This window comes from Candidatus Melainabacteria bacterium, assembly GCA_003963305.1.
Classification (GTDB): Bacteria; Cyanobacteriota; Vampirovibrionia; order Obscuribacterales; family Obscuribacteraceae; genus PALSA-1081.
The window spans coordinates 83,617-107,413 of sequence record RXJR01000020.1; the positions used below are offsets into that span (position 1 = coordinate 83,617).

Genomic DNA, 23,797 nt, shown 5'->3' on the forward strand with positions numbered 1-23,797 from the left:
CTAAGCTTCTTTGTCTTCAATCATGTAGCCCGACCCGGAAATGGTCTTGATCAGGTCAGTCTGCCCGATGCTCTCCAGCTTTCTGCGCAACAAATTCATCCAGGTGCGCACTGAGTTCGTCGTGCCTTCGCTATCAGAGGGCCAGACGGCGTTAAGCAACTGTTGTGCGTTGAAAGTGCGATTCGGATGGCGCATCAAATATTCGAGAAGCGCAGTTTCTTTTACGCGTAAGCGAATTTCAGACGAAGTGGTTATAAGCAGATTTGATTCAGGCTTGAGCGTCAAATTGCCAATCTTCAATTCCGGAACATATGTTCCAGATCGTCGGCGCAACAATGTTTTGATGCGAGCGAACAGTTCTCTCACTTCGAAGGGTTTGACCATATAGTCGTCAGCACCCGAGTCTAAAGCAGTCTCCAGGAACGAAACATGCTCTTTACCGGTCAAAAATATGATTGGAGTCTGACCGCCCCTTTCTCTGAAGGTCTTGCAGACATCGTGCCCACTGATTCCAGGTAATGACCAATCCAAAATAATGACGTCATAGTCAAATGACGACAGTAATTGAAGGGCATCTTCACCGTTGTCACAGACTTCAACTAATTGCCCGAGAGAAGTGAGATACAGCTTAAGGGCGTTTGTCAGTTCCTTGTCGTCATCAACAGTAAGAATCTTCGACATATATGCCTTTCGACGCGGCTTCCCCCGTAACCGCACATTTATACCTGACTTTGGGCACATTCGACAAGAAGTCGTCAAGGTATCGCAATCGTCATTACTGCTCTTTTCAGGTTGTCTAACGGCTACAGCTCTGACTTCCAGAAGTTTGCAGGCTGCATGGCTGTTGCCGATTTCTCACAAACAATTCGGAAGCTCTTAAAAGCGGCTGCTTGCGCAGTCATGTTTTTGCGCTCGAACAAAAGCACAAATGCGTCCAAAAGAGACTGTACTTTGGGGTCGCTGAATTGACACTTAGCCAGGTTTTTCAGAGCACACTTTGCAACCTGCTCAGCCTCCCCAACTTTGCCCGCATTCAACAGAGCTTGAATGGAATGGAAGTCCATTACAGCACTGTTCAAATACTCTTCGGGCTTCTTTGAAGCGACAGAAGCGCTATTGGCGCGACCAAGCGCAGCACCAAGAACACTCGCCGCCATCGGATGCACCCGAGCACCTGCATCGACTACCTGCCTTTCAAGAGAACCAGCCATTCGAGAAGGTTCTTCAGAACTGCGCGTTTGATTGGCGCCTGGCAGGAATCGGCTTAGCTGATCGCCAACTCTGTTAGAGTCGTTTGCGTCAGAACCCGAATAGGCAACAGTATCGGTATTCCTTTCCTCCGATATTGATGAATTTTGTCGGCCTTTGTTGTTATCGATGTCATTGAAAATGGCCATCAACCCACGCGGTTCACCATTGGAATAATCAGATTTGGAGCTGGCTGACGATTCGATAACTGATGCTGTCGAATCTGGGCCGCTTGACGCTTGTCCAGAAGAGTTAACCTGAGAGTTCGCCTGATAGTTAGCTTCAGTGTAAACCTGTGAGGAAGCGATATCAGTAGCCAGAACGTGTTGAGCAGGGTTCAGAGGCACCGCACGCGTGACATTAGGCTCCTCTATCGAGACCGCTCGCAGCAGATCTGAATCCTGAGCCGAGGGAACTGGCGCAGGCATCGCCGGCAGTGGCGCCCGCATCACGTCGCCTTCATAGCCTGTCGCAGTCGAGTTCACTTCAGAATTGCCGTTCGGTGCTCCAGCATAGACGCTGTTGCCCAATTCGTAAGTTGAAGCACTGATGTCACCAGACTGCGAGTAAAGGGTCTGCTCCAGCGAGACGGGCGCCTCAGAACTGCGCTCAGCGGCTTTAGAGTATTGCTCAACGGCAGATGCTGAGTAAGAGACGGCTGGCGGCACTACATCGACCGAAGCAGTTGTAACGGGACTGAAATAGGCAACATCAGCGGTTTTACCTTGCTGCGCGTCTCCAGCCTGGGCATACGAGCCCGCTACGTTACTGAACTGAGTTTCGGAACTGGCGACCTGAGTACCGGCGATATCGACAGGCATAACACGCTGAGACTCTCCTGCTTGTACATGAACGTTTCCGGCTGACTCAGACTGGGCGGCCGAATAATGCACATTCGCACTAGCTCCCGAAGCACCGGAATCTTGGGAAGATGCCTGGTTTGTGCCCTGTTGCACTGCGGCGGGGCTGGCATCGAAAGATGGTGCAGCTGGTGCTGCGTAAACACTGTTACCGAGCTCGAACGTGGAAGCATTGAGATCACCGGCTTGCGCATGAAGCGTCTGCTCCAGCGACTGCGCCAGGTTTTGATTGTCCAAAGATTCTCTGCCGAAGTGCTCAGCGGTCGAAGAATAGGAGGTAGCGGGTGGCACGACGTCCACAGAAGTTGTAGTCACAGGGCTGAAATAAGCAACGTCAGCCGTTTTGCCCTGTTGAGCATCGCCGGTCTGAGCATATGTGCCAGCCACATTGCTGAATTGATTTTCTGAACTTGTCACTTGTGTACCAGCAATGTCAACAGGCATGACTTTCTGCGACGTGGCTTCTCCAGGAATAGATACCTGTCCATGATCGCCAGTGGAGCGCGACTCCATAGGTGCAGGTACGCTCGTACTACCAGCGTAGACACTGTTGCCCAGTTCAAACGTGGATGCATTCAAATCACCCGCTTGAGCGTGAAGAGTCTGCTCCAGCGAGAGCGACGAGTTATGGGAATCAGCGGCGGCATCTCTGGCGAACTGCTCCGGCGAAGAGTTATATGAGGTTGCAGGAGGAACGACATCAACAGAAGCTGTTGTCACAGGACTGAAGTAAGCAACATCTGCGGTGTTTCCTTGCTGCGCCTCACCAGTTTGAGCATAGCTACCGGCAACATTACTGAACTGAGTTTCAGGGCTGGTTACCTGAGAGCCGGCAATATCAACAGGCAATGCTTGTACAGAGCGCGTTTCAAGCCTTTCACCAGACGAGGCTCCAGACGGAGCATCAGTCGAATTGCGACTCAAAGATTCAGAACCACCATGCATGGCATGCTGATTCGCCGTAGCCGGGTCAAACACTATAGGTGGTACCACGTCAACTCTGGCCGAAGTAAACGGAGTGCTGTAATTGTTCGCCACCGAGTCGACATTAGTGCCGGATGCTTGAGTAGAAGCAGCAACATGAACGGCATCGCCACCAACAACAGTACTGGAGAATACACCACCTTCTGGATGCACTCCACCAGCGTCGCCCCAAACGGCACCACGAGACAAATCACCACCAAACGGAGAAGAAGAAGAGAGCAAATTGCCACTCTGGTCGAAATTGGACACGGTCGAGCTGGTCACATCTCCGCCAGGACCGTAGTGAGTATTGTTCATCACATAGCCGCCGTCGGCTGTTGGAATTTGCTGTTGGCTACTAACGATATTATGATTGGCGTCTCTGAGAAGTTCGAGTGATCCGCCATTTGGCAGATTCTGGAATTGCGAACTAGCAACGAGTGCATTATTTGCATCGAAATAATTCGTCGTGTAATCATCATTATCGTTGTAGTGAGTCTCTGATGCGCCGAGTAGATTCTGAGCGTTGGACGGGTCGTAATATTCGGTGCGGCTCATGTCGCCTGCAACGGAATCTCTTTGATAAAGTCGGCCGGCGTCATCATAAGAGGCTGACGAAAGTCCACCATTTGCCGCGGCAGAGAAATTGATCATGCCGTGAGGAATGTTGGCGCCGTCTGCATGACCAACTGAAATGGAACCGTTCGGATTATGAATAACGGAGAATGCGTCAGTTTGCTGATGCGCAGCGTTAAACACTGATATATCAGCGCCGTTCGCCGCAGATGCAGAAGAAACTGTGCTGCCGTCAGGAAGATTGAACGTTCCGCTTGATGACAGGTCAAGATTAGTGATCGATCCATCGTTGTTTAAATAGGAAAGGTTCTGTCCATCGTTAGAAAGGAAGAGCGAATCTCCACCAGCGGTTGGTAAGGCGATACCTTGCTGACCGTTGTGCGAAACAGGATGCATCTCTGCATTCGGGTTAGTGTGATTGAATGCCAGCTGCTCTGTATGTTTGCCATCCGACATAGTAAAGAGTTCAGAGTTGCCGCCACTCTGATATGTGAGCGATCCACCCTCGAAGTTCATGCGATATTGCTCACCGGCAGGAACTGAAGCAGGGTTGAAGGAACCAACGACGTTGCCGTGGCTGTCGCGCAGAGTGTCTTCGCCCTGACCGCGTTCAAGCGTATAACCACCCATCTGGAACTGGTTCTGTCCTGGAAGATGGCTGACCATACCGTTATGCGCATCTCCGTGAGCACCTGGTGGCAATGGTATTGGACCAAGATCGAGTGGTTTGACAGCACCGGCATCACGATGTGCCATGGACGCAAGACCAAGGCCTCCTGCGAATTGCGGATTAACCTCAGAAGCCATTTCTCCGCTATCACCGGCTTCGCCGCCAAAACCACCGGCACCACCGGCAAAGGCACCACCGGCCGCACCAGGAGCGGATCCAGCTCCAGCGAATTGACCATGTTGACCGTGCACACCGTGTGAGCCATGCCCGCCGTGCGCTCCATGTGAGCCGTGCGCTCCGTGCGAACCGTGAGCGCTTCCTTTGCCGCCGCCCTGTCCGCCGCCACCCTGTCCGCCACCTTCCTTGGCGCCTTCCTGCGCTTTCTTAGTAGCTTCAGCACCGGCAGCCTTAATCAGACCCGCAAAGTCAAAAGCATATTTAACCGATGACGTAGCGAGAAAATTCAAGGCACTGACGATAATGGTGCCGGATTCATCCACACCCTTAAAACAAGCGATTAGTAAAATAGTCGTGTTCCAAAACAGACTCCAGAAGCAGATTGTCACTACACCTTCGACCCAATTTGGGAATGCCTCACGAAAGTTTTTGATTGGCCACACCCAGAGTCCAGCTACAACCGGGCCGACAAAGAACAAATAAAAGAGATAAGCCATCTGGAAAGCACAAAGAATATTCCAGGTTCCAGTGAGCCCTGCGTTGCCGCTAAAAGATATTGCCCGAGCCGCCATTGCTCCCGCGGGCATACCCTCATCGGTCTTGTCAGGCATGGGTTCATTGACTTTACTGCAAGGATCTTCCTTCTTATTTTCGAGAAAGAATTTTTCAAAATCAGCCTGACTTTTTACTTTACCGCCAGGCCAATTTTTGCCGACACCTGTGTTCTGATTCGATTGAGGTCCACGCGTCGGGAAAGCCTTGATTTCGGCACAAAGCGCGTCATCATACATGCTATTGCTGAATATACGCTGATATTCACTGGCGATTGTGTAAGTGATGGAATTAGATAAGTCGATACCCCAATTAACAATCAAAAATGACGATGGAATCAGAAACAGCGCGATGAAACTGCGCAGAATTCCTTCAAATGGATTGCTCTCGTTCAGTACAGGATTTCCGGCAGCCATGATTGCCTTCACTTGCGTCAGCACCGCACCTGGTAGCAGCAATAAAATCCCAATTGGAACAAAAAGCTGGTCGCGCACTTTATTCCACTTGTTGCCGTCTTCTGCAGTAAAGTTTTGCATGAACTTACCGCAATAATCGATCGCGCTGGCAGCTTGCCCCTTCGCCACATCGCCCATTGCGTTCCCGGCTGCCATGCCCTGTGCCTGCTGCGAAGCCTGCGCGGCCTTGGCGGCGTTGCCAGGCATTTGCACAGTTTTTGCCATATGGTGAGCTGCAGTTGCGGCTTGCTGCGCCTGCTGTGTATTTGAGGTAGTATCACCGTTTGTTGGGTTTTCCTTGGCAAATTCGTTTAAAAGACCAGCTTCAACTGAAGTTGTCTTGAATTTGGAAGCAGACTTCAAGGTGTCAGGCCAGCGCGTCAAAAACGGTCCGCCAGGCCATTTGCCCGGGTCGACCTCGACTTGCTTCTGATTATTCTGATCATCGCGATCGTCCGAGCCGCCCAATGAAGCAGGCAACAAATATTTCATTTCAGGATTCTGTTTGCCCCATTGCTCCATTTGTTCAAGTATGGAGCCGGTGCCGGAATACTGCCCCCCGGAACTATCGGCTGCCAGTGCTTTTGTTATCGCTAAAGAGAGCAGAGCGATAATCAGAACGAGCAGCTTGGAGAGTTGGGCGGTAGCTTTGAAATTCATATTGTGCACCGATTAGTAACGGGAAGATCCAGAAGAAAGAGAGGTCAAAATGAAAGAGAGTTCGAGAGATAGAGCCTAGGCAGCTTTAGCATGGTGAGCCTTTGAATGACCCGGCTTGCCGCCGCCACCACCCTGTCCGCCACCGCCACCGGTAGCATTTGTTTTTTCAAGCAATTGATCCACCATATCGCCCGGTCTAAAATCCAGAGCCATAAACGGAATGTATGAAAGCATCACCCCGAAAGCAATAAACACGATAGGCTCCCAGGGACTTTTCGGATCATAGGCCCCCGCCTCGCTCAGCCACTGAATACGGGTTGACATACAAAGCAGAATCACGCACCACCAGAAGCGCCAGAGAACAAGATTCAACAACCCTTCCAGCCAACTCGAAAAAACCGGGCGAAATAATCTTCCCATCCCCGCAGGCCAGGCTAAAAACGCAGCAGCAATAGGACCCAACAGATATAGATAGCAAACCATCACTACCTGGTACGCGACTAAAACCATCAGACCATAATTCAAAAGAGCAGAGATAATGCCGAATCCAGAGCGCATCACTGCTTCCTTTCCTGTCTCCTTCTGAGCGGTTTCCTCTCGTTGCTTCGGCGACTGGTTTGGATTCGGATTGAACATCGCATCAGCCCAACTCGTAATAGACGACGGGCTGACAAATTGTGTAACTTCGTAAGTAAGCGAATTTCCAACATCGATAGAATAACTGACGATCAGCTGCGTGGAGAAAATCAAAAACAATGCAACCATAGCTCGCAATATGCCGGAGAACGGATTTATGTCTTCATCCTTTGTGCTATTAACTCCGTACTTAACGAGACTCATAGCCTGAGTAGCGACAGCACCCGGCAACAAAAACAAAACTGCCATCGGAATGAAAACGCCTTTGAACATCTGCTGAACCATCCAAATAGCCTGGCTCAACGTCTTCTTTGAAGCGCTGGCACTCACTTGCGAACCGGCACCTTCGTTTGCCACGTTGATCAAATTGGTCTGGACGGTCTCAACATTGGATCCAAACTGAGCATTAGCAGCACTTTCAGTAGCATCGCCCATGTGCTGGATGCCGCCTTGCAGTTGAGCCTGAGAAGTGTGTAACGATGGATTATTCATTTCATTGGCGCCCTGGTGGGCAGCATTAGCAGCGGCGACCATGGCCTGGCCATTGCTCGTTGTACCAGCCGACGTTTTCATCCAGTCCGGCAAATTTGCGTTGGTGGCGGGATTCGCAGGTGCACCGAGCGAACTGGGGTTAGTGGGGTGATGGCGAAATGGTCCTAAAGCAGGATTCGGAGGTCCCCACAAACCGTGCCCTCCCCCCATGTTCTTATAGTCAGTCATTTCTTTATGATGAGGGATTTTAGGCGGTTCCTGATCGGGCTGTGCCTTTTTAGCCACCGGTTCAGGCGTGGGAACCTCGGCTGACGGCTCAGCGCTACCGGCCGTCATGCCACCATGCTTCTGCGGTCCATATTTTTCAGTGGGATCTTGCCCTTCCTGCTTCTGCAGGCTCTCTGCGTTTACTTCTTTGCCGACTTGAGGAGCCGTCTTAAACCATACCTGAGTCTGGTGGTCAACAAACGAGCCGGTCCATTGAGATGACCCCCCGGCACCACCAGAGCCACTACCAGACCCAGTGGCTCCTCCCGCGCTTGAACCGCCGCTACCAGCAGAGGCACCGGTTGTAGCACCGAGAAAACCATTCTGTGCAGCTACCGGCATGGCGTTGATGGAAACGCTGATATAGGCAGACAAAACCAGCAACAAACTCGCGCGAACAACGTTTGAAGAACGACGGGGAAACACTGCAAAATTCAGTAATTTCATGGCTGACAACCAGCAGCGAGGCACTCTGATGCACCGCTACCGCCTTTTGCTTGGCTTTACTAGTAATGTCGTGAACAGCTAAGGCCGTCATGTGCGACAAAAGTGAGAATAAACAAACGAACATCAAATTGGCATAAAATCTAAGGCTGAATCAGCGACAGCCTATCGAGTTACACAATTCAAAAACTTTCTCTGGCTAATAACCGCCAGGTCGACTAGCCACGAATTCTACGCCTGATTGACCGGCCCGCTTATGACCATATCGATCTTGAGCGTAGCGAATTCCGGCGATAAGATTCGAGAGCGGGTCGTGAATATTAGAGTCGAAGCCCTTCAGCGCATATTGCCTGAAAGTGCTTGGAATAGTCTGCATCAGACCGGTTGAAGGATGTCCATTCTGAGCATTGATATCCGTTTTGTTAGTAATGTTCGGGTTCCAGGAGCTTTCTCTGGTGACAATCTTGTTCACTGCAGCTATGTTCGACTCGGTGGCCTCCAGACCCGAAAGTTCCAGAGCCTTGGCGATTAGCTCCTTTCGTGCCCCGTCAGGAACGTGACCACCAACTGCGTCTTTATCGAAACCGCCGTCTGCACCATGCCCGCCCTCAACGCTGTCATTGAAGCCGTTATACTGACCATTCTGATATCTCATGCCGTGATAAGCCTTTTCCAGCTCCGGAGATTCATCAGGCTTATGGTGACTGGTACTGATAATGGTGCGCTTATGCGGCATACCCTTTATGCTCGGATCCTCAGAAACGACGTCATAGCCGCGTTCAGTCTTGCCATTTTTTCCAACCTGGTCATCCTGAATGATGTCCAAATGCGGTAAAAATTTGTCAGCGTGGAGCTTTTTGTTGAGTTCCTGCAAATCCTGATTGAAGTGCTTTGGATCCAGACGGCGAAGAGCTTCGACTTCTTTGAAAACATGCGAGAAATCATGCTCGTCATGCTTCAAAATCTTTTCGATTTTTTGCGCAGCTTCGTCTACTAGTTTGTGATGATTCGGACTGGCAGCATGCCTTTCCGTACCATCGTCTTTGTCTTTCTTAGCATGGTCATCGTGCTTCCCGTGACTGTCATGCCGGTCGTGACCATCGGGCCTGCCGTGCTTATCGCCTACGTCCTGTCTTCGATGCTCGTGTGACTCTGACTCCGAATGTTTTCCATGTGTCGGCTGAGAATGCGTTTCTCCATGCAATTTGTGATGCAACAGAGCACCAGCATGATGTCCCGTCGAATCTGAGTGTTTGTGAGCACGATCAATCATGGAATTCCTGAAACTAATAGTCGTCGAAACGGCAGCACCAGTGTCTAGTAATTGGAGCTGAAAACGAGGCGGGCGATCGATCTGTTGACCGGATCAGTACCAAGATAGCCAGATCACATAAAATCAACGTAAAACAGAATCTCACTCGCACTCGCACTCGAACCCGCACCCGAGCACCGCCATCCGGCACACCCGCACCCGGTACGCCTACCCCCGGCACACGGACGCCTGGCCACGGACGTCATACCCTTGGTAATGTCTTGGTTATATAAAAGTCGCATTATTAGACTCGGAAACCCGAGAAGTACTCTCTCTTCAGGCAAATTAATCCAGTCCATGCACCCAGTGCCACCCATCTCCGCATCGTCACGATGACGTAACGCCGCAGAGATAACCTGTATGAGAAACCAAAGATTTCTGCGGTTGTGAGTCCTTTTCATTTTTTACCAGGACCGAGAATAAAGCGCATCAACGGCAGTCACCTTCTGTTGAGCAGCAGCATGTACAGCCGCCGGCAGCGCTCTAAAAAGAAGTTCTCCAAGATCCAGCGAGTAGTCTATGTCAGAAGGCGAAGTCGCAAAACCTGCCCCAAAGAAGTCGGATGACAGATCGGCTGCCGTTGGTGACGGCGGGCAAGAAAGCGCACGTTTGAAATTAACGACTGAGGCTGGTCTGGCAGATCCAAAAAATTCTGCCGGTGGCGAAAAGAAACCCACCGAAGGTCAACAATGTACTGTAAAAGATTCTGGAAACAGCGAACTGGTGTTCACACCCATAGCAGGCTTCGACGCAGAACGGCATGAGCGGTCAGGCGATCAGGCAGTTCGCGCCGCACACCGTTCCTACAAAAAATTACCTGATGGTTCGCTGGAGCTCGGGCATGGTGACCGTTCAAGAGTGATAAAAGAAGCAAACGGCGCCATTAGCGACCAGGGTGACGTTAACGGACAGCACTACGACATAACAGCGTCCAAAGACAAAGACTCGATTGTTTGGAAAGACAAAGACGGCAAAGAACATCGATTCGAACGGAAGAAAGGCGAAAACCATAACGAATACGTTGACGGCGATGGCACAACGTTAGTACAAAACGGCGACAAGAACACAATTACCTTCAAAGGCGGCTACCAGGTAGACATAGACGCGCGCACCGGACGAACGATAATCCAGCACGATCAGAAAGAAATTGCCCAATATAACGGCAAAGATGCAGTCAGACGACAATTGGATGATAACAACGTTGCTTTTCAGGTACGAGGCGACGTCAGCACCACTGTCGATCAAATAAAAGATTATCAAAGGCGGACAGGGCAGCCGCAGCACGGCAACATGCTGATTAAGAACGAGAAGGGTGACACCGTCGTTCTCCAGGAAGACGGCACCGAAATAACGCGTAAAGCAGATTCCAAAACCGTCTCGATCAAGCGCGGCGACACGGTAGTCGAATACACTCCGGGACAAGAACCTAAAATAATCAGCGGCGCCGACCATATCACACGAAACAACGGTGGGCTTCAGATCGACGGGAAGGAAATGCTCACCAAAGACGGCTGCGTGGCAATCAGCGGCATGAAGGACGGTCGTCTCGACTCGAGTCACGGTCGCATATATGGAACTACCGACCAGGGCGGGCAGGTTGACCTGGGAACAGGTCGTGCTATAGCCGACAGCCTCACCACCACAAACACCGGCTCGGGAGTGGAAGCCACTACGGCTGATGGCAGAACTATTTTGAAAACTGGACCAGACAGCAAGCAAATACAGTCAGGTCCAGTGACTACTAACGTCGATCAGGACCATCCCACCACTACTGTTCATGGCTCAGATGGCAGCACCATTAATATCAATAATGTTGATGGCTCATCAAAGATCACAGACAGCAACGGCACCGAGATCGCCAACATAAATGGAAACGGTGATGTTTGCACATGGGATGGAACCTTCCTCGGTGCCGACGGTGAAATCTTCAATGCGGACATGGATCTTTCTGGTTGGACAAGCTTCGACGCTGATGGACCAAGTTCGTTCAGTAGCTCTGATTCTGACTCGGGGGCATATGAAGCACGCCAGGCCACCGCAAACGCAGTCTCGAACAGCACGACCGCCGTCACATCGGCAGATACCATCTGTTCCAATGCGAGAGCTCTGGCAAATAATCTCGATGCAAGCCCCGGTACGCTCAGTCAGATAGACAGCGGAATTGACAATTTGGGTGCCGCGGCTGCCCAGTTAACGGCATTATTACCATTCAATCCCGCCCTCGTCGAACAACTCTACGCCGTAAATCAATCATGGGCAAAATTGCAGGATATTAGATCGGTCGTTCAGAATCAAGTCGCGGTCCAAAATCTGCTCAATCAACAATACGGCACATCGCCAAAAGGCGTAATTGCAAACGCCGTCGGCATGGGCGGAACACCGCAAGCAGTTGAGTTGGCAGCAGAAAGATACCAGTTGCCTCAAACTGCATGACGAACAGAGCAGAAGGACTGTAGGCTTTTAAGGACCGATTCTATTACGCAACAAAGTGTTTGTCGAATTTCCGGAAATTACCGCCGGTGGTGATGGTTGCAAACACTCAATGAAATAATTGAGACCAGAAGTTTCCCCTGTGTATTCATTTCCTTCAATGCGGATATTCACAGCGGAAGGCGCAGACGCGCGCCAGACTCACCGCGCAGAAAAATACCGTTTACTGTCAATTCTTGGTCATACAGATAATCGCCTTCCGGAAACAGAACAGTGTTGCCCGTACCTATTCCGGCTGCAGTTATGGCAGCTTTAATAGCGGCAGTGTCATTAGTTTTACCATCGCCTTTCGCCCCATAGGTTCTGACATTGAAAGTTCGCAAAATAGGATTGCGAATTGGGTTACGAGCGTCACACTCAGAAGCGGCAACGCCTGAGGACATTAGAAGTAAAACGGGAAGCAGAAGATTAGTAAGCGACCTTCGATCCATCGGCATACCTCTTAGACAAACTCAGCCATTCAAGGAATAATCTACCCAATGGACAAAAAAACTCATTAAATTCGCGAGTCTTCGTCAGCGCGAAACATCCGGCAAGGCAACGCTCTGGCGCGGCTCAAGGGCCGAATTTGCATCAACAGACCAATCGCTAAGAAACAGTGGTCGCAGACTGTTCACAGCCGCAGCGATTGCTGAACCATTGTTCAATAGTGTCGCACCAGCCGGTCCGATCACTCCCATAGCAGCAAAAGTAAGTCCGAGACTATTTGGTATTACCGCCAGTGTCAGATTTTGACGAACCAGATTCATAGCTCCGCGTGCAATTTCAATGGCTTCAGGAAGACGATTGAGATCATCGTCTGTTAGCACAACGTCGGCGCTTTCTCGGGCAGCCTCGGTGCCGCCATGAAGCGATACTGCAACATCGGCATGAACGAATGCCGGCGAATCATTAATTCCGTCGCCTATGACAGCTACAACATAACCTTCGGCTTTCAGTCGCTGCACGAGATCAGCTTTCTGTTCAGGGAAAGACCGAGCCAGGACCTCAGTTATGCCGCACGACTTAGCAACACGATTGGCGGTCGCTTCACTGTCGCCAGTAGCCATGACCATTTTACGAATGCCCATGCGCCGCAATTTTTTAAGAGCTGATGTGGATTCTATTCGCAATGGATCGTTATAAGTGATCACGCCAGCCAGCTTTCCATCAATTGCAATGTAAACAATAGATTCACCAGCAGTGGTGCTTATCATCTCAGTCGGATGAGCATTGACGGTCGAGATTCGCTCAGATTCCATCAGTTTCTTGCTGCCTACAATCACGCTCATATGATTGATGCGAGCCTTAATACCCATGCCGCGTAAGTGCGTAGAATTATCCCGATGCGGAATTTCCAGACCTTTTTGCAATGCGAACTTGACGATCGCGCGTGAGGCGGGATGGTGCAGACGTTGCTCCACAGCTGCCGCGACTGCCAGAAGTTCATCCTTATCGATATCACACAAGCTAATCACATTGGTGACCTTGGGGTCTCCACTGGTCAATGTGCCGGTTTTATCGAACACTATCGCGTTGACTGAAGCAAGGCGTTCAAGAGCACCGCCACTCTTGATGAGAATACCCCTTCTGCCCGCTCGGTGCATCGAAGAAAGCACCGCAGTCGGTGCGGCAATTCTGATACCAGTGCTGAAATCGAAAATTAACATGCTCATCAAACGAATAACGTTGCGCGTCATTGCGTATGTGACGCCGGCACCGATAAATATTGGCAGAACAAGCTTGTCAGCCATGACCGAAGCGTAATTCTGAATTTTGGTTTCGTGGAGCGGCGCATCAGAAACTGTCTGCAAAACCATTCCGGCCTTTGTATCAACGCCTGTAGCCTCACAGCGCAGATGGATTTTCCCTTCCACCAGCACTGTCGCGGCCAAGACCTTCGAACCTTTCTCGACTTCGACTGGAATCGATTCTCCGGTCATTTTCGACTGGTCAATGCAAGCCTCTCCTGTCAGTACAACGCCATCGACAGGCACCATATCGCCCGGATAAACAACAACTATGTCTCCGACTTTTACTTCGTCGGCTGGAATACAAATTCTCTTTTTGCCTTTTACCAACCAGGCAAAACGTCCAGACAATCCCAGCAGATCAGCAACTAGCTTTTGACATTTCCGCGATGTTTGTTCTCTGATAAATTCGCCTGTACTAATCAAAGCGGTCATGAAAGCAGCTTCGACATACTTACCATTCAACATCATCACAGTCGCCGCAACGCCGTCGAGAGCATCGACACCAAACTTCCGTTCGTCAACCAGTGTGTGGAGAGCCCGAGAGGCAACAGGTGCAACCGAAGCGGCAACCAGCAACCGCGTCACGAATACCGGCATTTTGAGCGCGGCAGCAGCAAATGCAGCTCCGCCGAGAGCGAGCTGGACAACACCAGGCATAATCTTGTCGAGCCAGTTCAAAGCTCGTTTCAGAATCTTCGCGACAACCGCACTTTTTGCTTCCGATTTACTCTCAATCGGTTGCACCTCGGCCAGAGAATCAGGATTTAAATTTCGAACACACTTGAGTACATCGAACTGATCCAATCTGGAATCGTCATACTCGATTACGACGCTACCGTTCCAATTATTTGTCGAGATGGAAAGGACTCCGGGGGTATTAATCAGCGCCATCAAACAGCGACCGATTTTCTGCGGCTCGCGCTTTAATCGTTCAATTTTTAGGCGAATTCTGCCGGTTACCGAGTGAGCGACAACGTAGCTGAGCGGAACGAAATCGTCCTGTTCGAGCGCGCTCTCGTCAATTACCTCGTCAATTGCATTTAGACAACTGATTGACGTAACTTGTTCGGACAACTCCGGAGCATCATCCCACAGACTCACTCCTTCCGAAGAAGAAGGTCCAAGTTTCAGCTTACTGGGATCAGGGTTCGGAAGGGTCAAGAACCGTTCGTTCGCCTCCCGATTCGGCGAGGTATCTGTGTTGTCGCTATAACAGCACTGCCTTCGCCATCGATTTCTTCGTCGCGCAAGGGAATTGTTTCGGCAAAACCAACACCGTGAAACTTCATGTAACTGTCATAGGCGTAATAGAAAAGAACCCAGGCAGGCACTTCTCCCCACCAATTGACTGACTGCCTCGACTTGACGATACCTGCGCCGAAAAACAGCAGCGGCACAATCATTTTAAGGTCGACCATATTTCTGGTCTCAAGGGCGACTCTGGAGTCAGCTTTCGACAGTGTGTTGCGAATTAGCTGCGCAATCACACTCAAACCGGGGAACTCGACTTCTTCGACCGCGAGCAGCTCATGGAACAGATCCTCAGCGATATTCTCAATCGCCGTACCCATGAGTTCAAGCGTATCGCTCCGCTCATCGTGGTGCACAACGACGCTGCCCGTGCGGTGATTCACCTCTACATGATTGACGCCGGGTACATACTCGAGCTGTCTCTTAACCGCTTCCATAGTATGTTTGCTGCGATGATGACGGGGCACCTTGATGCGGGTGCGATGCGGCAAGTGATGTCGAACGCCGGCAGATTCTTTGTTGAGCTTACGAGTCATGTTCTCTCCAAACAGAAACTAACACAGCGAAATAACAACCAACCATCTCTCTGAGGCTGGTTGTTACTTCACGCATCACCTATTCGTGAGCTTTTCCGGCGTGCTGCTTTTCGTGCTTGTGGTCGCTGTTTTTGCGTTCAGCTTTAGCTTCAGCAACGACATCATTTGCCTCGTCCTTAATTTCAGCAACGAGATCCTTAACACCATCGGTGACTACGAGGCCTGCTTTAACAGCCTCTTTCGCAACAGAGCGCAGCCCTTTTCTAGCCGCCGGTGATGCCAACAAAACAACAGCCAGCAGACCCCATTTACCAGTAGCGGCTCCCCAAATTTCTTCTAGCATCATTCACTCCTTTTTCGAACCTTCTCATTGGACAGTTGTCAATACACAACTTCTCAGCAACCAGACCGCGTGCAAAGCGACACGTTGCTTCAAACTTTTGAGAGACGGAATAATAGCGAGTTGGTTCCGCCCTGTATATCTTACTCTCTACGCCAGGAACAATGAAATATATCTGCAATATGTGCAGAATTTGTGTAGATTTCTTATAAAACGGGCTCTGCAGTGCTTTACGGACGACTGAAGCGAATCCGCCTCGGCGCATTTTTGATTAAACATTGGGATGTGCAAACAAATCTGAGAGCGACACAGATCTCATTAGAATTTGGTGTCGCGGCTCGGATTTAAATTCAGTTCTTTCTATCGCAGTTAACTAAATCTATCAGTCTTTCTTATCGCATCCGGCAGCCCATTTTAAAAGATCAAATGCACCCACTTTCTGAGCGAATTGCTGACTGGCGTAAGCCATCATAACGCCTCGCCTTGTCATGAAATCATCCTGATTGTCGACATCTGCTTGAGTCCTGTAAGTACATTTATCTTTTTTGACTGCCGCCTCTTGCGCCTGTGGAGCACCGGCTGTGGTACCGCCGTAGAGTTTATGAGTATCGTACAGCGGTGTATTTGTGTTATTGAAAGACGTCGCGTCGTACAGCTGATGGTCATGCCGTCCAGTTCGGTTAGGATCTGAGATTAGTTGGCTGCGGAAGGCCTCCGAACTATCTAGGTGTTGTTGTTTATCGCCTTTGCCGCTCTGATACTCTATCCGTGCATGAACTGTCATTAGAAACTACCTCTCATTGTCTCGTCGACTCTGATTCGTATGTGTATATGCCGCTACCTTCGCATTCCGCCTTCTATGACTCGTATTCGGGAAATTCTCCCTTTGAGTTTTTCACCAGCTGTGGCAGTGCGAGCATAGCTTTTCTGCTTACCAGTTTGCTGGGTGTTCGGCGACTAGCTTAGTAAGTGCTATAGCAGAATTGTATGCATCCTGTGTAAAATCGATATCAAACGACGATTCTGACGACCGTTTCGCCAAGAGCAGACCAAGAAAGAATTTTAGTGTTTTATGTCAATTTGATTCAGGCAGGCGCATGCTTTTGGGCAGGAGCAATCATCACGATTCTTTTGTCTGATGAGGTCCAGATGCGCAAAATATGATCCGAGGATGAATCGTGGCCGCGCCAGATGTACTACTCACTAATCAACTGCAAACCACGAGCAACGCCTGGTTGCACTCGAGAAAGCCATCAACAATAAGTTTGATCGCGTTTGAACTTATCACCGCGACCGGTATCATAGAACAAGACGTTTTGGAACGAGCGCAGTGGAATGCAGCCAAAGACGATATTCCCTTTGGAAGAGCATTGATTAACACCGGCTGCCTCGGTGAAGGGGATCTGACATCGTTATTGCAGGCAGCACAGCTGGTCAAGCAAGGAAGCATAAGGATGCACACCGCAAAGGTGATACTGATCAAAGCGCTGATTGAATGTCGCAGTTTAGCAAGCGTTATTGCAGAGTCGGGAACGATAGCTGAAAGCTCTTCAATCGAATCGTTTGCGCGGCATGGTATTCAAAAGCAAATGCTCACCAGGGCGATCAATTGCGCCTGACCAAGGGCGATTAACAACTTACGATCCCGAGCTACAGATGCTTTCGACCTGGCCCTGTAACCTTTTGCACCGGGCTGGTAAAGTAGATGTAACTACCCGCCAAGTCGATGTGCCCGTCAGGCACATTAAATGTGCCGTAACGGCACATGGAAACCACCGTGAACATCCGCAATTCTGTCATATCCAAGATTTTCCGCTCAATAGTCGTGCTTGCTTTCATAGCCCTCGTAACGCTCAATCTTCTTCCAGATTATTTGGCGGGTATACCGGCGCAAGTAACTCAACTGACAAAATCGGATGTAGTCATCGTGCTGGGAACTCCTTCTGATTCAGAAGGCAACCCGAGCCCGGTCATGAGAGAAAGAGTTTTGCAAGGCGTCGAGTTGCTCAAGAAGAACTATGCTAAATACATTATCTTCACCGGCGCAGCTGCTCACAATGAGTTTGTAGAAGCGGAAGTGATGGCGAATCTAGCTAAAGCTAATGGTATTAAGCCCGAACAAATTGTCTGTGAGCCAAACGCTCAAAACACCGCACAAAATGCTTTCAACTCGGTTGAACTAATGCGCGAGCATGGATGGAAATCCGCCATAGTAGTAACCTCGGCTGCGCACCTCAGGCGTGCCAGCCACATTTTTTCGCACTATCCAATCAAATATTGCCTGGCGAGCTGCAACGAGCCTGCGGGACAACCTTTCTATAAAAGCATTGTTTTCGATCAGCGAGAGAAAATCTTTATGCTGGGCGATCTGTTTACACGGCAATCGTCGACATTTGGACTAACACCTGCTCAGGCAGCGAAATTTCAAACGATGGAAGTATCAAGTTTCCGAAGTGAACAAGATTGATCTTCCGATCAACCCGGATCGACGATCTGGAGATTCACTAAAGTTCTGCCAATGGGCTCAAATGGGAAGGTATGCACCTTTCGCAACAGCATAGACAGATTGAGAATTTAGTGGCTTGAAGCGCAATAACTTGTATGCTATTATCCAATAATTATGATATGCAAATATTTGCAAATAAGCAACAGTTAAAATGGGCGGGGGTGTTATGCCGCATAGAGTTTTAGTCGCAAAACAATTGTCAGAACTCTTCTCAGTACTGGCTCACCCGGTTCGGTTGCAGATAGTCGTCGAATTACGCAACGGTGAACTCTGCGTCAACTCCTTGCAAGACATCCTTGGTGTCAGACAATCAGCTGTCTCACAGCACCTGGCACTACTGAAAGCACACCACTTGATCAAGGAGAGACGTCATGGCAGGCAGGTGCTGTACCGGCTCACATCACCAGAAATAGCTCCCTGGATAGTGCAAGGTATACCACTCATTTTGCCTGATGCGTCCGATTCACGATTGCTTAAGTCGGCAGCTCAACGAGTAGTTGATCTGTGGTCAAAAACCACTGAGAGCGAAAACATTCAGCAGCAAGGAAATCAGGATGAAGTCCTGGAAGAAACTGAAGAAGAACAACTAGAGGAAAGACTCATGTCACTCGTAAAATCGCTGTAGCTTTTTCCTTTCAGCTGTAGCTTTTTCCTATCAGCTGAACCTTCTTCTAAGTCAGGGCAGCATATAGTGGAATAGCCAGCCGCCAGCTTGAGAAAAAATCGACAAACGTGATTTTGCAACCTAAAATTAGCCAGCTCGAGGTTCACAGCCGACCCGTTACTGCTCGGAATGCAGCCATAGACTGAAGATACTCGACGTGCACCTCAGCGAGCCGCATTTCAGCCTCTGCAGTCGCGCGTTCTCTCTGGTTAACGAGAAACAACGTACCATCGCCGGCACCGAAGCGCATCCGCTCACCACTCTCGACTTGCCTTGCTTTCTTAACTTCAAGCACAGTCGCTTCCCATTTTTCGTAAGAAGTATTGATGGCGGAGACAGCGTCATCGACTTCAGCCTGAATTCTTTGCTTCTCAGCCTTCTCATCCAGATTGAGTTTCTGTATTTTCAACTGAGCAGCCTGTGCCTGCCCTCTGGCGGTGCGCTGCCTGAGAGGCAAAGACATAGCCATTCCTGCGCGAACTACCGGACCAATTCCCTGGTAGCCAGTGTCAGCTCCCTGCAGCACATAGGCATCCACCGCGGGCAGTATCATATTTTGAGCCAATCTCAAATCTATTCGTGCCTGCTCTCGTTCGAGCGAAATTCTCTTCAACTCTGGACGAAGAGCAAGTGCAGATTTGCGCCCTTCCAACCACTCTGAGTCAGTAAATTTGCGCGGCTCGGGTTTAAGATCAGGCACATCCGCTAAGTCAGGCATCGGTTTTGGAGTGCCGGAATCGTCCCAGAGCAATACGGAAGCTGAGATAGATGCCTTTTGAAACTCTCGCGTGTGCTTAACCACCGCAGCCTGTCGTCTCTGGATCTCCTGTTCCTGTTCGGCAATATCCAGTGCCGGTAAATCACCTTTTTGAACACGTTCTTTTATCTGATCGAGGCGAACCTGTGACACCGCAAGCAAGTTTCGTGCCACCCCAATCCGCACCTTAGCTCCAACCCATTCCCAGTAAAGAGCAGCTGCTTTGAGGAGAATTTCCAATCGAGACAAGCCATAGACTTGAGCAGCAACCGGTTCACCAAGCTTGGCTTGATCCTCAGCCGCCTTCTTCTCATTCACTCTCAGACCGCGCAAAAGTGGAACAGTCATTCCAGCCGCATATTCGCCGGCTCTACCAGTAGGAACATATGGAGTCTTTGTATCATTCGGATTGAGTCTTGCTGTTGCGAAGAGTTTGATACCAGATCGCGTCAGCAAGTCAAGCCTGGATTCATTGTGTATAGCATCTTTGGCTACTCCCGGCTTAAAAATATCCTGCACTCTTAAATACTCATTGATGCTGGTAATGACTGGGTCGAAAGCTCCAGCTTTTTCAAGCCGTTTCGCGCCTGCAATGCGACGTTCCGCATCTGCCCCCTTCAACTTCGGATAATTCTTTTCCACAAGCTGCAGAAAAAGGTCAAGTGAAAGCTTATCTCCGTCACTGTTGGACGCTGAAACAGCTCCACCCAAAATCTGACCCTGTGAAGTGTCGCGATTAGTCTCCGGAAGCGCATGCCCCGGAGCGCCCATGTGAAGGGGTATTGCACATGACAGAATTGTCGCCGGCAATCTCCTCTTTGATGCGAGTTTAATTAGCAATGTGCCTAGATGCTTCATTTACTTTTTCGCTTAACATCAGACTTTGTTTTCTCTGGGGTCTTGTGCAAACCAAGTTCCTCAAGTTTTACTGTTGGAGGGAATGAATTAAATTGCCTCCACAACTCAAACCCAAGACTGACGGTATCGAGCATAATCCAGCCACTTACTTCAGCACCGGGTCTCAGAAATTTCGCATCAGGCCATGGCTCGTCTCTGCCTTGAGCGATCGCTTCTGCATCCGGTCTTACGATCACTCGATAACAATTTCGTCCATCGTCAATAGCATCGATTACCGAAACTCGCCCACCAAAAGTACCTACAGCAATAGAGGGCCAACCAGAAAACTGAAGAGCAGGCCAGCCGGCGAACTGTAAACGCACAGGTCGCCCGACCGACACCAGGGGCGCGTCATTGTCGCTGATAGTCAACTCGGCTGCCAGGTCGCGCGTATCTGGAGCGATCACGGCCAGAACTGTACCGGCGTCGACTGTAGCACCTGCACCTACACACTGCAGCTTGACGATACGGCCTGCAGTCGGAGCGTAGACCTTTCTCTGCTTGATGCGTTGATTGAGATTTTGCAGTTCCACATCCAACTTAAAAATTTCGCCAGAAGTTGACTCTACGGTCTCCTGCGCGCTAGCTAAAGATGCAGCGATGTTACTTATAGAAGCTTCAGTATCGGCTCGCACTTTAGACTGGTCCAGTTGGGCCAATTTTTGGTCGTGCCTGGCAATCTCCAGTGATGCATGGGCACGCTCCAGATCAGTACGTGCTCTGGTATTGTCCAATTCAGACAATTCGAGATCGCGCTTCGATCTCAAACCTTTTTCAAACAGCTCTTTCATTCGCTGCAGATTCAGTGTAGTGGTTACATGGTTTTGTTTCGCGGCTTCAACAGCCTGCTGCGCTAACTTGAAGCGATCGTCTGCTTGCAATGCTCGCTCGCTAGCTGAAGGAACTGCGGCGCTTTGTGATTGCTTGAGACTAAGTAACTGCTGCTCAAGCGCTTTGTGTCTATCCTGAGCTGCCGCCCTGCGGGCAGTCAGTGCCGCTTTTTGATTTTCAAGATGTTTCAATTGTTCCGGGTCCAGGAATTTTGGATCAATATCTGAAAGCTCAGCGATCAGCTCACCTTGCTTAACTGTTTGCCCATCACGGACAAACCATTTGGTCAATCTTGCTGAAATCTGAGCTTCAATGTTCTGTGGTCGCTCCATTGGTGACAGAATGATGATTTTGCCACTGCCAGTGATGCTTTGCTGCCACGGTGCATAGACCAGAATCAAGACAGTTGAAATCAACAAGACAGCCAACAAGACCGCGACCTGGCCATAGCCGCGAGATGTCGCAACAACTCTGAGAGATTCATAGTCGACTCTCTGAGTTGAAGTATCCAGCTTGTTGTCGCTAACAGTCATTTACTTACTTGCAACCCGTTCCTTTTTGCGTCTTTCTACAGAGCGAATCTGTGCAGCCAGATCTGGAAAAAGCATAGAGAATTCACTGCTTTGTCTCCAAGCAAGATCAGCTGGACTACCTGATTCCTTAATCTGCCCGTCTGCCAGCAAATAGACCACGTCAGAACGCACGACGACCTCGGCATCATGTGATATGTCCATGACTGTCCAGTGATGCGACTTCGAAAATAACGCTTCGATGATTTTCAATTTCGTCTTTTCGTCTATTCCCGTGAAGGCTTCGTCTAATATCAACAATTTAGGGTGTCCGGCGATGGCTCTGGCGATCAATATGCGCTGAACTTGACCTCGACTGAGATTTCGACCACCGCTGATGAGGACAGTGTTCAAGCCCTCAGGCAGATGCACGAGGTCATTACTGAACTGCGCAGTATCAAGAGCCCAACGAACATCTTGATGAGAAACGTACGGTCGCCCAAGGCTGACGTTCTCTTCGATAGTCCCTTCAAATATTTCATTAGCTTCTCCAACAAATCCTACTTGTTTTCGAAGACTGAGCAAATCCAAATCGCGAACATCGAACCCACCGATTTCAATTGTTCCTGTACGAGCCTCTTGCAAACCACAAATTACCGAAGCAAGGGTTGTTTTGCCGGCACCGCTTTCACCGACTAGACTAGCCATTTGTCCGCCTTCTATAACAAGATTCAAGCCGGCCAATATCTCGCTGCGTCCTTCGTAAGCAAAACGCACCTGGTTACATTTCACAGACAGACCTTCTGCTCGCTCCGGCAAATCGAGCCCGTCCATCCGCTCTAGAGGCAAGTCTGTTATATGACCAACTTTAGCCAACCCGGTTAGAAGGTCATAGAAGGTGTCGCAATTCCGAATCAGCTTTTCCAACGCGCCCAGCACGTTCAGCACCACGAGTTCAGCCGCCACAAGCTGCCCAAGAGTAAGCTGCCTATTGATGACAAGCCAACCTCCAACGGCCAGAATGCCTGCACTGGCTACTGCTTGAAAGAAGTAAGTTCCGAGAGCTTGCCTGAATAACACCGAGAAATGCTCTCGCCTGGCTCGCAGATAATCAAGAACCAGAGAGTCTGTTCGTCTCGCCAGAAACTGACTGAACCCATTTGTTTTCAATCCAGTCTGACACCGACCCATGTCTTCCAACCATTCTGCTACTCGATACTTCAATACAGACTCTTCGATGCTCGTACGTAGCCCGAAAACACCAAGAATGTTGATTGCAAACAGAATAAATAGAATTATGATCAGGTCGAAAGCGAGCAAAAACGGACTATAAAACGCCATCAGCACCAAACCTATTAATATTTGAAGCAGCGCTGTTGGTCCCTCTAAAAGCAACTTAGCCCAACATTTTTGAATTGTTACTACATCGAAAAACCTATTAATCAATTCAGGCATGTACTCTGTGTTGAGTGCCGATGCCTTAATTGCAGGTATACGTTCACCAAGGGTGACGGTCGTTCGAGCAAAAATTCGCTGTTGGAGATTTTCGACTAGACAGAACTTGAGCATTCTCAGAACGCAGCCAAACATGAGTCCGGCTAGCACAAGCAACGAAAGAACTACAAGTGGCTGCAGAAAAATGCCGGCAGCAATCGTATTGACCAGAGCCTGTGCGGCAAGAGGCACTGCTAATGATACCAAGCCATTAATCAGCGTATAAATAATCAATATTACTAAATCACGCTTATCAGCGATCAGCAGAGACCAAAAGCGCTCGAGCGGGCTCTGTTCTTTAATGTCAAGTCGAAGAGACATCAGTTCTTACTGGCACCCTTTTGCAACCATAAATCCAGACTAGCACGACATGTGCACATATGCAATAGTTTGAATATTCAGAAATAACAAATTTGGCATCTACAGACAGATTTGGCAGCAAAATCTTTCAATACGCTTTCTGATCTGTGATTATTT

The 23,797-nt window shown here is 49.7% G+C and carries 16 protein-coding genes; 4 read left to right on the forward strand and 12 right to left on the reverse strand.

What is annotated here, in order from left to right; genetic code table 11:
* The 4 genes from EKK48_19350 to EKK48_19365 all read right to left on the reverse strand — a co-directional run bounded on the left by EKK48_19350 (position 1) and on the right by EKK48_19365 (position 9,273).
* Positions 1-741, reverse strand: a complete 741-nt coding sequence (locus tag EKK48_19350; protein RTL39206.1) for a response regulator transcription factor — start codon at positions 739-741, stop codon at positions 1-3.
* 62 nt (positions 742-803) lie between these two features.
* Positions 804-6,161, reverse strand: a complete 5,358-nt coding sequence (locus tag EKK48_19355; GenBank protein ID RTL39207.1) for a hypothetical protein — start codon at positions 6,159-6,161, stop codon at positions 804-806.
* 75 nt (positions 6,162-6,236) lie between these two features.
* Positions 6,237-8,003, reverse strand: coding sequence for a hypothetical protein (locus EKK48_19360; GenBank protein RTL39208.1), 1,767 nt, complete (start codon positions 8,001-8,003; stop codon positions 6,237-6,239).
* A gap of 196 nt (positions 8,004-8,199) precedes the next feature.
* The gene (locus EKK48_19365; GenBank protein ID RTL39209.1) at positions 8,200-9,273 is read right to left on the reverse strand and encodes a hypothetical protein; all 1,074 of its coding nucleotides are present in this window, start codon (positions 9,271-9,273) and stop codon (positions 8,200-8,202) included.
* A 558-nt stretch (positions 9,274-9,831) separates the two neighbouring features.
* Here EKK48_19365 and EKK48_19370 point away from each other — a divergent pair.
* Entirely contained in the window at positions 9,832-11,745 is a 1,914-nt protein-coding gene (locus EKK48_19370; protein ID RTL39210.1) for a hypothetical protein, read from the forward strand.
* Between the two features lie 167 nt (positions 11,746-11,912).
* Here the strand turns inward: EKK48_19370 and EKK48_19375 are convergent, their stop codons facing one another.
* From EKK48_19375 to EKK48_19395, 5 genes are all read right to left on the reverse strand, one after another.
* A complete protein-coding gene (locus EKK48_19375; GenBank protein RTL39211.1) occupies positions 11,913-12,239 on the reverse strand; it encodes a hypothetical protein in 327 nt (108 codons plus the stop codon).
* 78 nt (positions 12,240-12,317) lie between these two features.
* Positions 12,318-14,696, reverse strand: coding sequence for a heavy metal translocating P-type ATPase (locus tag EKK48_19380; protein RTL39212.1), 2,379 nt, complete (start codon positions 14,694-14,696; stop codon positions 12,318-12,320).
* On the reverse strand, positions 14,693-15,322 hold the full coding sequence (locus tag EKK48_19385) for a cation transporter (protein RTL39213.1): 630 nt from the start codon (positions 15,320-15,322) through the stop codon (positions 14,693-14,695). Before EKK48_19385 ends, EKK48_19380 begins: the two co-directional genes overlap by 4 nt.
* 79 nt (positions 15,323-15,401) lie before the next feature.
* The gene (locus EKK48_19390; GenBank protein ID RTL39214.1) at positions 15,402-15,668 is read right to left on the reverse strand and encodes a hypothetical protein; all 267 of its coding nucleotides are present in this window, start codon (positions 15,666-15,668) and stop codon (positions 15,402-15,404) included.
* A 376-nt stretch (positions 15,669-16,044) separates the two neighbouring features.
* Positions 16,045-16,446 (reverse strand): hypothetical protein, encoded by a 402-nt coding sequence (locus EKK48_19395; GenBank protein ID RTL39215.1) that lies wholly within the window; start codon positions 16,444-16,446, stop codon positions 16,045-16,047.
* 394 nt (positions 16,447-16,840) lie between these two features.
* Here EKK48_19395 and EKK48_19400 point away from each other — a divergent pair, with 394 nt between their 5' ends.
* The 3 genes from EKK48_19400 to EKK48_19410 all read left to right on the forward strand — a co-directional run bounded on the left by EKK48_19400 (position 16,841) and on the right by EKK48_19410 (position 18,793).
* The gene (locus tag EKK48_19400; protein RTL39216.1) at positions 16,841-17,281 is read left to right on the forward strand and encodes a hypothetical protein; all 441 of its coding nucleotides are present in this window, start codon (positions 16,841-16,843) and stop codon (positions 17,279-17,281) included.
* 146 nt (positions 17,282-17,427) lie between these two features.
* A complete protein-coding gene (locus tag EKK48_19405) occupies positions 17,428-18,129 on the forward strand; it encodes a YdcF family protein (protein RTL39217.1) in 702 nt (233 codons plus the stop codon).
* A 190-nt stretch (positions 18,130-18,319) separates the two neighbouring features.
* Positions 18,320-18,793: an ArsR family transcriptional regulator gene (locus tag EKK48_19410; GenBank protein RTL39218.1), complete on the forward strand. Its 474-nt coding sequence runs from the start codon at positions 18,320-18,322 to the stop codon at positions 18,791-18,793.
* A 142-nt stretch (positions 18,794-18,935) separates the two neighbouring features.
* Here the strand turns inward: EKK48_19410 and EKK48_19415 are convergent, their stop codons facing one another.
* The 3 genes from EKK48_19415 to EKK48_19425 are packed head-to-tail and all read right to left on the reverse strand — an operon-like array spanning position 18,936 to position 23,641.
* On the reverse strand, positions 18,936-20,447 hold the full coding sequence (locus EKK48_19415; GenBank protein RTL39219.1) for a TolC family protein: 1,512 nt from the start codon (positions 20,445-20,447) through the stop codon (positions 18,936-18,938).
* Positions 20,444-21,850: an HlyD family efflux transporter periplasmic adaptor subunit gene (locus tag EKK48_19420; protein RTL39220.1), complete on the reverse strand. Its 1,407-nt coding sequence runs from the start codon at positions 21,848-21,850 to the stop codon at positions 20,444-20,446. Before EKK48_19420 ends, EKK48_19415 begins: the two co-directional genes overlap by 4 nt.
* Complete coding sequence (locus EKK48_19425) at positions 21,851-23,641, reverse strand: ATP-binding cassette domain-containing protein (protein ID RTL39221.1); 1,791 nt, start codon at positions 23,639-23,641, stop codon at positions 21,851-21,853.
* Positions 23,642-23,797 lie beyond the last annotated feature (156 nt).

Bases quoted from the DNA above. Each gene is read 5' to 3' on its own strand.
- EKK48_19350 (RTL39206.1), bottom strand. From the start codon at position 741: ATGTGCCCAAAGTCAGGTATAAATGTGCGGTTACGGGGGAAGCCGCGT.
- EKK48_19355 (RTL39207.1), bottom strand. From the start codon at position 6,161: ATGAATTTCAAAGCTACCGCCCAACTCTCCAAGCTGCTCGTTCTGATT.
- EKK48_19360 (RTL39208.1), bottom strand. From the start codon at position 8,003: ATGAAATTACTGAATTTTGCAGTGTTTCCCCGTCGTTCTTCAAACGTT.
- EKK48_19365 (RTL39209.1), bottom strand. From the start codon at position 9,273: ATGATTGATCGTGCTCACAAACACTCAGATTCGACGGGACATCATGCT.
- EKK48_19370 (RTL39210.1), top strand. From the start codon at position 9,832: ATGTCAGAAGGCGAAGTCGCAAAACCTGCCCCAAAGAAGTCGGATGAC.
- EKK48_19375 (RTL39211.1), bottom strand. From the start codon at position 12,239: ATGCCGATGGATCGAAGGTCGCTTACTAATCTTCTGCTTCCCGTTTTA.
- EKK48_19385 (RTL39213.1), bottom strand. From the start codon at position 15,322: ATGACTCGTAAGCTCAACAAAGAATCTGCCGGCGTTCGACATCACTTG.
- EKK48_19390 (RTL39214.1), bottom strand. From the start codon at position 15,668: ATGATGCTAGAAGAAATTTGGGGAGCCGCTACTGGTAAATGGGGTCTG.
- EKK48_19395 (RTL39215.1), bottom strand. From the start codon at position 16,446: ATGACAGTTCATGCACGGATAGAGTATCAGAGCGGCAAAGGCGATAAA.
- EKK48_19405 (RTL39217.1), top strand. From the start codon at position 17,428: ATGGAAACCACCGTGAACATCCGCAATTCTGTCATATCCAAGATTTTC.
- EKK48_19410 (RTL39218.1), top strand. From the start codon at position 18,320: ATGGGCGGGGGTGTTATGCCGCATAGAGTTTTAGTCGCAAAACAATTG.
- EKK48_19415 (RTL39219.1), bottom strand. From the start codon at position 20,447: ATGAAGCATCTAGGCACATTGCTAATTAAACTCGCATCAAAGAGGAGA.
- EKK48_19420 (RTL39220.1), bottom strand. From the start codon at position 21,850: ATGACTGTTAGCGACAACAAGCTGGATACTTCAACTCAGAGAGTCGAC.
- EKK48_19425 (RTL39221.1), bottom strand. From the start codon at position 23,641: ATGTCTCTTCGACTTGACATTAAAGAACAGAGCCCGCTCGAGCGCTTT.